The organism is Agrobacterium tumefaciens (assembly GCF_005221325.1).
GTDB lineage: Bacteria > Pseudomonadota > Alphaproteobacteria > Rhizobiales > Rhizobiaceae > Agrobacterium.
The window spans coordinates 1,116,477-1,128,744 of sequence record NZ_CP039888.1 but is presented as its reverse complement, the minus strand read 5'-3'; the positions used below and the strand labels follow the sequence as shown (position 1 = coordinate 1,128,744).

The 12,268-nt window shown below is 61.5% G+C and carries 8 protein-coding genes; 3 read left to right on the top strand and 5 right to left on the bottom strand.

Annotation, left to right across the window (positions count from 1 at the left end; genetic code table 11):
* Positions 1–25 precede the first annotated feature (25 nt).
* Together CFBP5499_RS05915 and CFBP5499_RS05910 are read right to left on the bottom strand one after the other, a co-directional pair.
* A complete protein-coding gene (locus CFBP5499_RS05915; RefSeq protein ID WP_080825217.1) occupies positions 26–346 on the bottom strand; it encodes a 2Fe-2S iron-sulfur cluster-binding protein in 321 nt (106 codons plus the stop codon).
* Positions 347–475: 129 nt separating this feature from the next.
* Complete coding sequence (locus CFBP5499_RS05910) at positions 476–844, bottom strand: Hpt domain-containing protein (protein WP_080825218.1); 369 nt, start codon at positions 842–844, stop codon at positions 476–478.
* Positions 845–1,321: 477 nt separating this feature from the next.
* On the opposite strand from CFBP5499_RS05910, the gene CFBP5499_RS05905 reads away from it, so the two are divergent.
* Positions 1,322–7,669: a hypothetical protein gene (locus CFBP5499_RS05905; RefSeq protein WP_137066301.1), complete on the top strand. Its 6,348-nt coding sequence runs from the start codon at positions 1,322–1,324 to the stop codon at positions 7,667–7,669.
* A 111-nt stretch (positions 7,670–7,780) separates the two neighbouring features.
* Here CFBP5499_RS05905 and CFBP5499_RS05900 read toward each other — a convergent pair whose 3' ends face one another.
* Positions 7,781–8,698, bottom strand: a complete 918-nt coding sequence (locus tag CFBP5499_RS05900) for a PhzF family phenazine biosynthesis protein (protein WP_080825219.1) — start codon at positions 8,696–8,698, stop codon at positions 7,781–7,783.
* A gap of 304 nt (positions 8,699–9,002) precedes the next feature.
* Between CFBP5499_RS05900 and CFBP5499_RS05895 the strand changes: the two genes are divergently transcribed.
* On the top strand, positions 9,003–9,776 hold the full coding sequence (locus CFBP5499_RS05895) for an NAD kinase (RefSeq protein ID WP_080825220.1): 774 nt from the start codon (positions 9,003–9,005) through the stop codon (positions 9,774–9,776).
* Positions 9,777–9,795: 19 nt separating this feature from the next.
* A complete protein-coding gene (locus CFBP5499_RS05890; RefSeq protein ID WP_080825221.1) occupies positions 9,796–10,296 on the top strand; it encodes a hypothetical protein in 501 nt (166 codons plus the stop codon).
* A gap of 201 nt (positions 10,297–10,497) precedes the next feature.
* Here CFBP5499_RS05890 and CFBP5499_RS05885 read toward each other — a convergent pair whose 3' ends face one another.
* On the bottom strand, positions 10,498–10,968 hold the full coding sequence (locus tag CFBP5499_RS05885; protein ID WP_080825222.1) for a cysteine hydrolase family protein: 471 nt from the start codon (positions 10,966–10,968) through the stop codon (positions 10,498–10,500).
* 74 nt (positions 10,969–11,042) lie between these two features.
* Positions 11,043–12,174, bottom strand: a protein-coding gene (prfB, locus tag CFBP5499_RS05880; protein ID WP_113519808.1) for a peptide chain release factor 2 whose coding sequence is annotated in 2 segments (ribosomal slippage) — positions 11,043–12,104 and positions 12,106–12,174 — 1,131 coding nt in all. Because the reading frame shifts where the segments join, the coding sequence is not laid out codon by codon here.
* Positions 12,175–12,268: the final 94 nt, after the last annotated feature.

Below are 12,268 nucleotides of genomic sequence, written 5' to 3'. Positions count from 1 at the left end.
CTGTGTGGCGCAATGCCGAAAATTTTCAGCCCTGACGTTCGGGAACATGAACGACGAGCCCGTCAAGTTCTTCGTTCATCTTGATCTGACAGGAAAGCCGCGAGGTAGGGCGAACGTCGAAGGCGAAATCCAGCATGTCCTCTTCCATCGGCTCCGGTCCGCCGACGCGCTCTGTCCAGGCATCGTCGACATAGACGTGGCAGGTGGCGCAGGCGCAGGCGCCGCCGCATTCCGCATCGATGCCGGGAACGGAGTTGCGCACAGCATTCTCCATGACGGTGGAGCCGTTGCTCACATCGAGTTCATGGGGGGTGCCGTCAAAGGCAACGATGGTCAGTTTTGTCATGCCGGAAATCCAAAATGTGATCTGAGAATTGTTCTAAACACATAGAAAGGCCGACCCGCCTTGGCAACCCGCTTCAGGGTGCGCAGGCTGAACCGGCCTTGCAAAATGGCAAATTTGATGGCTTGCGCCTCAGCGGCAGAGCTTGAGGATGAAATTTTCAGCTTCGACAATGGTCGCCGCGAGTTTTGCGATCAGCGCGCTGTCATTGCCCTTTTCCTCCACCGCTGCTGCGGCCGTGGAAACGGCGGAGGCGCCGACGGCCTGCGCCGATCCCTTCAGGCGGTGGGCCGTGGCCACGACGGTCTTGCTGTCTGCGCCCGCCATTTCATGCAGGGCTGCGCGGGCGCTGCGGCTGAACAGCTGCAACACCTCGATTTCCAGATTCTTGTCGCCCATAGTCTGCTGCGCAAGATGATCGAAATCGATTGGCTTCTTGCTGGCAGCAGGTGCGCCGCCGTAGTTATCGGGAGCTTCGAAAACAATACTGACCGCTGCCATGGCTGGAATCCTGTCTCACCGTTTCCTGTTTCATGTCACATATGTGTCGTATTCACGCATGCTGGCAGATGCGATCGGCTTAAATTACGGCGTGACGCGGGCGAAAATCTTCTGCTATGGTTAATTTATGTTAAACTTATGCGAAACAAGGCGTTCAGCGCGAAACTCAGGCTTAAAAACTGTTAAAAAGCCGACACTTCGCCGCCGTCGCAAATCCGCATTAATTGTTTCGAACACCTAAATGTGTCACTACGGTACTGCCGTTCTCGCAGGGCTTAAGCTCAAGCTTTGTTATTGCGGCACAGTGATGTAATTTCGCCGGAAAGCTGGACCACCAGCAATTCGGGATTTGGTAAATGGCGGAACTGTTCTCTCTTGAGGGATAAGTTCCGCTGGCATGATGGCGGCAGTCCGCTTGCTGATCGCAAGTGGGTCAACGGCATGAAGCCGGGCGTAAGTGTAACGAGGCGTAACCGCATGGCGAATAACAAGATCAGCGACTCTGTCGACGAGACTGCATTTCAGGCATTGGAAGATGCCTTGCAGCTTGGCGCTTTCGAAGAAAAGCCGGAGACGCGGAAGACTGCAGCGCCGAAGCAGCCGGAGGCCAGAGTGAAGGAAGCAAGCAGACAAACCCCTGCTCCCGAGGCCGCCCGCGCGCCTGCCGAACAGGCACCCAGATCGCCCAATCTCGAAGCCGCCAATGACGGCTCCAAGCGCAGCCCGGCGATGATCCTGAAATCGCTGGAAGGCGGCTCCATCGGCGGCGCATTGCGCAACGCCACGATCATGTCGGTGATCTGGGCGCTCGGCGGCCTCGGCATCGCACATCTTCTTTACGGCAATGCGCTGTGGAACATCGGCTCGCTGGCCGATCTCACTGCAATCCCCGGCCTGATGGCGATCGTCGTCGGCATCCTCGTTCCCGTCATGCTGTTCTTCGCCTTCGCCATCATGATGGCGCGCGCCCGCGATCTGCGGAATGCCGCCCGCTCCATGGCCGAAGTCGCCCTTCGCCTCGCGGAGCCGGAAACAGTGGCGTCCGACCGCATCATGTCCGTCGGCCAGGCGGTTCGCCGCGAAGTTTCGGCCATGAATGACGGCATCGAGCGCACCATTGCCCGTGCGACGGAACTCGAAACCCTCGTGCATTCCGAAGTCAACGCGCTTGAGCGCAGCTATGCCGACAACGAACTGCGCGTGCGCAGCCTCGTGCAGGAACTGACCGCCGAGCGCGACGCCATCGTCAACCACGCCGAGCGCATCCGCTCCTCCATCGTCGGCGCGCAGGAACAGATCAAGGAAGAACTGTCCATCGTCGGCGAAGAGCTTTCCATGCGGATCGCCACGACCGGCGAGGCTTTTGCATCGATGATCGACACGCGCTCGGCCGCGCTGCTCGAAAAATCGCGCGCCTCGACCGAAGCGATGGGCAGCCTGATCGCCGCCAAGACCGAAAACCTGCTGCAGGCGTTGAACTCCTCCGGCTCGACGATCTCCAACGAATTCGACATGCGCCTGCACAATCTCACCTCGACGCTCGACGAGCGCGGTGAAGTGCTGCTGGAGCGTTTCGCGATCCATGCTTCGACGCTGGATAGCGGTGTGGAAAGCCTCAACAGCGCGCTTGAGGAACGCACCCGCCAACTCAATGAGACGCTGTCAACGCGCTCGCTGGAACTCAACCGCAATATCGAACGCGGCCAGCAGGTCATCGGCGGTTCGCTGGATACGGTTCTCGACAAGCTGTCCACGACACTTGAAGAAAAGGGGCTCTCCTTCCGCCAGAGCCTGCAGAGCACGGCCGACGATGCGATCATGGATCTCGATCTTCGCTCCGGCCTCTATGAAGAGCGCATGCAGGCGACGGTCGGTCAGGTCAATTCGGCCTTCGACGAGCATGTGGCGCAGTTTGCCAGCGCCTTCGATCAGCGCGCCGGCAGCCTCGACAGCAAGCTGATGGAAAGCCTCGCCCGCATCAACGAAACCGTTGCCGGCGGCTCTGAAGCGCTTGATACCATGCTGAATACCGGTCTGGAGCGGATCGGCAGCACCATGACCGACCAGTCGCTGGCGCTCGCAACGGCGCTGGGCACGGGTCAGGAAATGCTGGAAAGTGCGCTTGAAAGCCGGACCCAGGCCTTCAGCGACGCCATCGGCCAGCGCACAGCCGAAATCACCGATGCCTTCACCAGTTCGCACGCGAAGATCGATACCGTTCTGGCGGAACGCAGCAACGCCCTGTTCGGCGCGCTTTCGGCCAGCCAGGACCGTTTCGACGAAGCACTCGCCAGCCGTTCTCTCGCCATTACCGGCTCGGTTTCCGGCACGGCCGAACACCTTGCCGCGATGCTGGACGAACGCGCCGCCGCGATCAACAGCGTCGTTGCCGATGTCGAACGCCGCCTGACGGAAACACTCGAAACCCGCGCCGCAGCCATCACCGGCGCCGTCTCCGGCATCGAGGACCGCATCTCCGACACACTGGAAAGCCGCACGGCCGCCCTGCATGATGTCGTCTCCGGCGCGGAAAGCCGTATCGCCGATACGCTTGACGGCCGCACCGCCGCCCTCTCCAGCGCGATTTCCGGCGTCGAGGAACGCATTGCCGACACGATGGACAGCCGCACGCTGTCTCTTGACATGACCTTCGCCAATGTCGAAGAACGGCTTTCCGAGACCCTCGACAACCGCACCTCCGCTCTGACGGGCATTGTTGCAAGCGCCGAAGAAAAAATCGCCGGCGCGCTAGACAGCCGCACGGCAACCTTCGGCGACGTCGTCGCCGGCGCTGAGACCCGTATCGCCGAAACGCTTGATGGCCGCACCGCAGCCCTCAATGCCGTGGTTTCCGGTGCCGAAGAGCGCATAGCGGATGCTCTCGACAGCCGCACGATGGCACTCGACATGGCGTTCTCCGGCGCCGAGGAAAAGATCGCAGAATCGCTCGACACACGCACCGCAGCCCTTGGCGAGCTGGTGGCAAGCGCGGAGACCCGCATTGCCGGTGCGCTCGACAGTCGCACGGATTCGCTGAAAACCGTTGTTTCCGGCGCGGAAGAGCGGATCACCGATGTGCTCGACAGCCGAACCATGGCGCTCGACATGAGCTTCTCCGGTGTCGAGGAAAAGATCACCGATATTCTCGACGGCCGCACCGCCGCCCTGCACAGCGCCGTTGCCGGTGTCGAGGACCGCATTGCCGGTGCGTTGGACAGCCGTACCGCTGCCCTTTCCGGCATCGTGTCAGGCGCGGAAGAACGCATCGCCGATGCGCTTGATAGCCGCACTCTGGCGCTCGACATGACGATTTCGGGTGTCGAAGAGCGGATCGCCGAGGCAATGGATGCGAGAGCCTCGTCGCTTTCGCTCGCCGCTGCCGGCGTCGGCCAGCGACTTGAAGCCACGGCCTTCACGCTTGAGAATGCCCTTGCCAGCGGCCACGAGCGGCTGGAAACCATGCTCGGTTCGCAGGCGGAACGCATTGCCGGTTCGCTGGAGCGCAATAGCGGCCTGATCGAGCAGAGCGTTTCGGGTGCCGCCAACCGCATCGAAAGCGTCGTGGAAGACGGCAGCAGCCGTTTTGCGCAGACGGTGGAAGAAGGCGTCTCGCGCCTCGAAAGCAATCTGTCGCAATCGCACGAGGATATCCGCACCGCGCTCGACCAGCGCCAGGCAGACCTTGCCGCGACGCTTAGCTCCGCCACCACCCAGATGGGCGACATGCTCTCCGAGCAGGCGATGATGATCGGCACCACTGTCGCCTCCAGCGCCAGCATGCTGGAACTATCGCTCGAAACCCAGCAGGACACGCTGCAGAAGGCAATCGACGGAAGCGCTGCAACGCTGGAAGAGCGTCTTCGCAACAGCGCCGGCGATATCGCCGTCAAGATCGGCGAAGCCGCCCGCGAAATCGGCGGGGCGACCGACGCCCTCTCCTCCCGTATCGAAACCTCGATCGGCAATGTCACCACCCGCCTCGATGAGACCGGCGCCCGCATCGAGACCTCGCTCGACGCCCTGCAGATCCGCGTCGGCGGCGATCTGGCCAACGTCAACAGTTCGATCGAAGATGCCGGACGCCGCTTCGCCGACGCGCTGGAAGACAAGACGGCCGTGTTCGCCCGTACCAGCGACGAGGCCGCCGAGCGCATCACCGGCATTCTGGACGAGCAGACGACACGCGTCGCAGACACGTTCGAAAACCGCACCAGCCGTCTGGCCGAAACCTTCGATGCCGGCACGGCCCGTATCGACGAACGCCTCGGCACCATGGACCGGGCGCTGACGATCGGCCTCGAAAACGTCAACCGCACCATTGAAGGCAAGGCGAGCGATCTCGCAGTCAGCCTGCGCGGCGCCGTTGTCTCCGCCACCCAGAACATCGGCGATGAAGCGGCTCGCTCCTCTGCCCTGCTGTCGAAATCCGGTTCGGAATTCGCCGAACAGGTGCAGGCGCAGAACGAAGCCTTCACCAAGGCCATCGAGGAACGTTCCGGCGAGATCGTCAATCGCATTTCCGATGCGCAGACACGCCTCTCCGGCCAAGCCGCCGCCGTCGCCCAAACCTTCTCCGAAGCGGGCAACATCATCGTCAACAAGGTGGCCGAAGCTGAAGCCGTCGTCCGCTCACAGGTCGGCGTCATCTCCGAAACGCTGACGGGCGTCGAATCCGCCCTCGACGCACGCGGCGAATCCATCCGCTCGGCACTGGACAACCGGACCCGCGAACTCAACTCAATGCTGGCCAGCCGTTCTGCCGAACTGTCGCGCCTGATCGAGGAGAAGGCGAAGCCCGTCGTCGACGAATATGCCACCATCGGCCGCGAGGCCGCCGAAAAGATCGTTTCCGCCGCCCAGCAGAGCGCAGAACTTCTGTCGCAGAGCAACAGCGGCATGGTCGGCATGGTGGAACAGGCGATCAGCGATTACGCCAACGCCGGCACGGATGCGGCAAGCAAGCTCGTTGCGGCCACCCGCCAGAGCACCGACATGTTATCGCAGACCCATACCGCCATGGCGGATGCCGTCGAAGAGGGTATCGAGAAATATGCCCGCTCGAGCAGCGATGCGGCCAACAAGCTTGTTGCCGCCACCCGCCAGAGCACGGATATGCTGTCGCAGACCCATAACAGCATGGCCGAGATCGTCGAGCAGTCGGCAACCAACTTCAACTCCGCCGTGGAACGTGCCGCTCAGGGCTTCGGCGCGGCCGATGAAGCACTGAACGCCTCTGCGACCCGCTTCTCCGAATCTGCCTCGCAGGCGGCGGACATGGTCTCCAGCTCCAGCCGTCTGCTGGAAGGAAAGATCGACCGCCTGTCGAATATTTCCGGCCAGACGCTGGCGCAGGTCGCCGGTATCGTCGGCCGCTTCGAGGAACATTCGAAGGTGCTGAGCCAGGCGTCCGAGCTGCTCAACGCCGCGCAGTCGAGCCTCGTCGGCACGCTGGAAGAGCGTCAGGATGCGCTGCGCAGCCTGTCGGTCGGCCTCGTCAAGCGCTCCGAAGAAATCGAAAGCGCCATGCGCAACGTCGTTGGCGTGGTGGAGAACACCCTTAACGAGGCCGAAGAGCGTTCGCAGAATGTCGCGGGTAATCTGCGTGACAATCTGCAGGCCTCCTTCTCCGATATCGGCCGCTCGCTCGACGAGACGGAGCAGCGCGCCCGCTCGGCGGCACAGACAATGCGGGGCGCCCTGCTCTCCGCCGGTCAGGATGCCAGCCGCTCGATCGAAAGCACGCTCTCCGATGCCCAGAAATATTCCGACGAACTGGTCAACCGCCTGCGCGGCGGTGTCGAATCCTCGCTCTCTGAAGTCGACAACCTTCTGGGCAGTGCTTCCGAAAAGTCCAATGCGGCCGCAGCCAACCTCAAGGAGACACTGCGTCAGGCCGTTGAGGAGGCCGTCAGCCGCTTTGCCGGTGCGACGGACGAAATCCGCCGCTCCAGCCACGATATCCGCCGCGAACTGGATGCAACCCGCGCCGAACTGAAGCGTGGTGCATTTGACCTGCCGGAAGAAGCCAAGGAAAGTGCGGCCGCCATGCGCCGCGCCGTTTCCGAACAGATTAAGGCCCTGCAGGATATTTCGCAGCTCGTCGGTCGTTCGACCCACCAGATGGAAGTGTCCGAACCCGTGGCCCGCGCCATCGCTGCAACCCAGCCAGCCGCAGAACGCCGCGTCGAACCGCGTCCGCGGCCGGCGGCAACAGCTCCGGTGCAGCAGCGCCCGGCGCAGCCGCAGCCTGCCCCCGCATTGCGTGGCACACTGCCGCTTGAGAACCGCCAGGTCGAAAACCGTCAGGCGCCCGCCCCGGCACAGCCGGTCGCAACCAACCCGGCCGGACGCCGGGAAGAAGGTGGCGGCTGGATCAGCGATCTCCTGCGCGGCGCATCCCAGGAGACGCCAGCAGCATCCACACCGCGCGCCAGCACCGAGCAGCAGCCCACCCGTGCGGCCGACACCCGCAATCCCCGCCACATGGTGGAATCGCTGAATTCACTTTCGGTGGATATCGCCCGCGCCATCGATCACGATGCCTCCGTGGAACTGTGGCGGCGCTACCAGCGCGGCGAGCGAGACGTCTTCACCCGCCGCCTCTACACGCTGAAGGGCCAGACGACGTTTGACGAGATCAAGCGCAAATATGAACGGGAAGCCGAGTTCCGCACCGCCGTGGACCGCTACATCACCGATTTCGAGAAGCTGCTCGCCGACGTGGCCCGCACCGACCGCGACCGGAGCGTCACCCAGTCCTATCTCACCTCGGATACCGGCAAGGTCTATACGATGCTTGCCCATGCGGCGGGCCGGTTTAATTGAAATAAATCGTGCTGAAATGACAAAACCCCGGTCTTGACCGGGGTTTTTCTTTGAGCTTGCTGGCAATTTCGTCGCGCTTCAACGAGGCGAACTTATCCTGTTACGTTTAAATCAAATCTCGAACGTGCCCGACGCAACCCGCACCGCATGACCGCCAATGCGGGCGCGGGCGATTTCGTTGTCCTTGATGTCCATGCGCAAGTGGATGTGGGATGGTCTTTCCATCTCCACGCCCTGCTCTATCAGGAGCGGATGGTGGCCGTCCGGCAGCCCGTCGAAATGGTGGATGGCGCCGGAAAGGGCGGCGACCGCGGAACCGGTGGCCGGGTCTTCCGCAATCCCCATTTCCGGGGAGAACATGCGGGCATGGAACTTCGCCGCGTGATTGACGCCACCGCGACAGTAGATATAGGCCGCCGTCAGGCGCCCCTCGACCAGCGGCGCGGTGCGCAGCCACAGATTGGCGTCGAAATCCATGTCGCGCACGGCGGCGATATTGTGCATCGGCACCAGCAGGAAAGGCACGCCGGCGGTCCAGATCGAGGGCACATGATTCTCGAAGCCTAGATGCCCCTCACTGACGCCAAGCGCATCGGCGAGTGCGGCGTGATTGAGCGGCAACTCGACACGGGAGGATTTGCGCGGCAGGTCGAATTCCGCGAAGCTGACGGCGCCGGCGCGCATCTTCACCGCGCAGCGCACCGGACCCACCTTCTCTTCCAGCACGCAGACCATATCGATATCGTCATCACCCTCGCCGCGATTGCGCTCGGCAATGGCGACTGCCGCACCAACGGTCGGATGGCCGGCGAAGGGCAATTCGCCTGACGGCGTGAAGATGCGCAGCGAAGCCGCATGTGACGGATTGCTGGAGCGGTTGATGAAAACCGTCTCGGAGAGGTTCATTTCCCGCGCAATCGCCTGCATCGTATCCTGGGAAAGATCATCGGCGTCATACATGACCGCCAACGGATTTCCCGCCATTTTCGTCTCGGTAAAGACATCATAGATATCGTAGTTCAGCGCCACATCCGTCTCCTGCCACTCGTCATTCCGGCTGCTTTGGCAAACTGCATCACGTCGCCCCGCATCGCAACCCTTGTCGGCGGGCGCAAATCAAGAAGCTGTGGACCGGAACAGCAAGGCCCGTCGCAACGGAACGCCTGGCGGTGCGAAAGGCCTTGTCGCCTGCCGCCGTCTTCATGTACCAAGGATGCGTCTGGCGGTTTGTCGTCTACCTCTTGGGCGAGGTTTGAAGATTTCGAGCCGCTTCAACGGTTTACAGCGTCCTGCGCGGGCCGGTTCCGGTTTGTGCCGCTGTCGAGGGAAGCGAATGTCGCATTCTACCTATTCACTGTCCTTCGTTGCCTCCCCAACCGAGGAGGCTCAGACGGCGCTGAACGAGCTGAAAGCCGTCTATGATGATACGCCGTTCGAAGAGGCTGATGTGATCGTTGCACTCGGCGGCGACGGTTTCATGCTGCAAATCCTCAACGAAACGATGAATTCCGGCAAGCGTGTCTATGGCATGAACCGGGGGTCCGTCGGTTTCCTGATGAATGACTACCGGGTGGAAGGCCTCACCCAGCGCATCGCGGTGGCGAGTGGCAATGATTTCCATCCTTTGCGCATGACGACGACGGATTCCGACGGCGACGAGTTTACCGCGCTCGCAATGAACGAAGTCAGCCTGTTTCGTCAGTCGCATCAGGCAGCCAAGCTGCGTGTCGAGGTGGATGGCAAGGTGCGGCTGGAGGAGCTGATCTGCGATGGCATGATGGTGGCGACCCCTGCGGGATCGACGGCTTACAATTTCTCCGCCCATGGGCCGATCCTGCCGCTTGAATCACCGCTTCTGGCGCTGACCCCGGTCAGCGCTTTCCGGCCACGACGCTGGCGCGGCGCGCTTTTGCCGAATAAGGTAACCGTCGATATTCATGTCCTGGAGCGCGACAAGCGTCCTGTGAATGCGGTGGCCGATCACACCGAGGTGAAATCCGTTCGTCACGTCAGGATCGCACAATCGCAGGACAGGACGGCGAAAATTCTCTCGGATCCGGATCGTTCATGGTCGGACCGGGTTCTGGCCGAACAGTTCAACAATTAAACCAACCACCACGATTGCCATGCACGTCAAAAAATCGCTCCTCGCTGCTCTGCTTTTCGCCACGGCCGTCTTGCCCGCGCGGGCGCAGACGCAGGCGATCGACACGCTGCCCGTTTCCGCCATATTCGTCGTCAGCAGCGGCATGTGGGAAGACCGGAGCCTTGAGCCGGTAAAAGGCACTGACGGACAATTGCGGCCGCCGCCTGCCTCGCCCACACGGGGCTATTACAAGGTCATTGCAATCCGCCAGGACGACGGTACGGCGAAAATCTACCTGCAGCGTATCGTCTTTACCGCCGACGGACCGAACCTTCTCGAAAATATTGAGCTGGAAGAATTCAGCCAGATGAAGTCCTATGTCACGGATATCCGTCCCGAAAGCTCAAATGGCGCCCCCGCCTCACCCGGCCTGTTCGTGACCGTTTATCTGAAAACGGACCCGATGGCCAAGGAAGCGGAAAGCTGGACGATCCTGATCGACGAACTGGGTGAGATGAAGGTCGAGAAAGCGTCGAACTAACCCGGTATTGCGGGTTCATTCTCTTCCGTCATTCCGGCCCTGAGCCGGAATCTAGCCAGCCCAAGTCCTTGGGCTGAAGGAATTTTTCCCGCCGCGCCGACGCGCGTCGACTGGATACCGGCTCAAGGCCGGTATGACGGGAGAGGAAAATGCCAGTCCAAAGCGGCCTCTGGACACCCCTAACAGGTGTGCCGGAATACTCTAGTCGTACAGCCCATGCGGCCCGGTGATAACCGCTCCGAAATGATGCTTCCATAATCTCGCGCCGAGTTCACCGCTGCGGTCGAGGCTGGAGCCCACCGTCAGCCACGGCAGAAGCGTGGGATGCAGCCCCGCATCGAACAGGGCAAAACCGGCCGCCAGCACGCAGGTATCGGCCTGAATGCCGCAGACCAGCACCCGGTCGAGTTTCAGGGACAGGAGGTGATCGATCACCTCCCGGGGTGGTCCGTAACCGTGTTTGATGAATACGCGGTCTGCCGGCACTAGCGACACATCATCCCTGCCCGGTTTCCATCCCAGTTGCCGTTCAAAGGGTGTTACGCTTTCATCATGGCGTTCGACGGTGGCGATGCTGGGCATGGTTCTGGCAAGCGCGGATATCTCCGCCACCAGCGAGGCCGGCGGATTGAAGCTCGGCTGGACATCAACGATATAAAGCGCCTGTTTCATGCTTGTCCTCCAACGAAAAACCCCTCGCAATCGGTTTGCGAGGGGTAATTTTCAAATCGACGCGCCGGGGCGTCTTAATCGATATCCGAGACTTCCACATCCGCGCCGCCGCTGATGCGATGGGCGAGTGCGGCTTCCATGAACTCGTTCAGGTCACCGTCCAGCACGTTGCCTGGCGCAGTGCTTTCCACGCCGGTGCGCAGATCCTTGACCAGCTGATAAGGCTGCAGAACGTAGGAGCGGATCTGGTGGCCCCAGCCGATATCGGTCTTGGATGCGGCCTGCGCATTTGCCGCCTCTTCCCGCTTTTGCAGTTCCACCTCATAGAGACGGGCGCGCAGCATGTCCCACGCCTTGGCGCGGTTCTTGTGCTGGGAGCGCTCCTGCTGGCAGGCGACGGCGATACCGGTCGGAATATGCGTGATACGCACGGCCGAGTCGGTGGTGTTGACGTGCTGTCCGCCCGCGCCTGAGGAACGATAGGTATCGATGCGGCAATCGCTTTCATTGATGTCGATCTGGATCGAATCATCGACCACCGGATAGACCCAGATGGAAGAAAACGAGGTGTGACGCCGGGCATTGCTGTCATAGGGCGAGATGCGAACGAGGCGGTGCACGCCTGATTCCGTCTTCATCCAGCCGAAGGCGTTATGGCCCTTGACCAGGATCGTGGCCGACTTGATGCCCGCCTCATCGCCATCGTGGATTTCGAGAACTTCTACCTTGAAGCCCTGACGCTCGGCCCAGCGGGTGTACATGCGCAGCAGCATGTTCGCCCAATCCTGGCTTTCGGTGCCGCCTGCGCCGGAATGCACTTCCACATAGGTGTCGTTGCTGTCGGCCTCGCCGGAAAGCATGGCCTCCACCTGACGGCGGTTCGCCTCGCTTCTCAGCGCCTTCAGCGCATCTTCGGCGTCCTTGACGATCTCGTCGTCGCCTTCCATCTCGCCGAGTTCGATCAGCTCGATGTTATCCTTGAGCTGCTGCTCCAGGGCCTTGACGCCGTTGATGCTGTCATCCAGCTGCTGGCGTTCGCGCATCAGCTTCTGGGCCTCGGAGGCATCGTTCCAGAGGGTCGGGTCCTCTGCCTTGTTATTCAACCAGTCCAGTCGTCTTATCGCCTGGTCCCAGTCAAAGATGCCTCCTCAGCAGGCTTATGGCCTGCTTGATTTCGTCGACTACGTTCACGATTTCATTGCGCATTTCGCTGGTTCTTCGCCTTCATTGAAACTTGCTGCTCAAATAAATGCGGGGGGCGCGGATGTAAAGACCCACGCCCCCCGATGATCCCGGAACT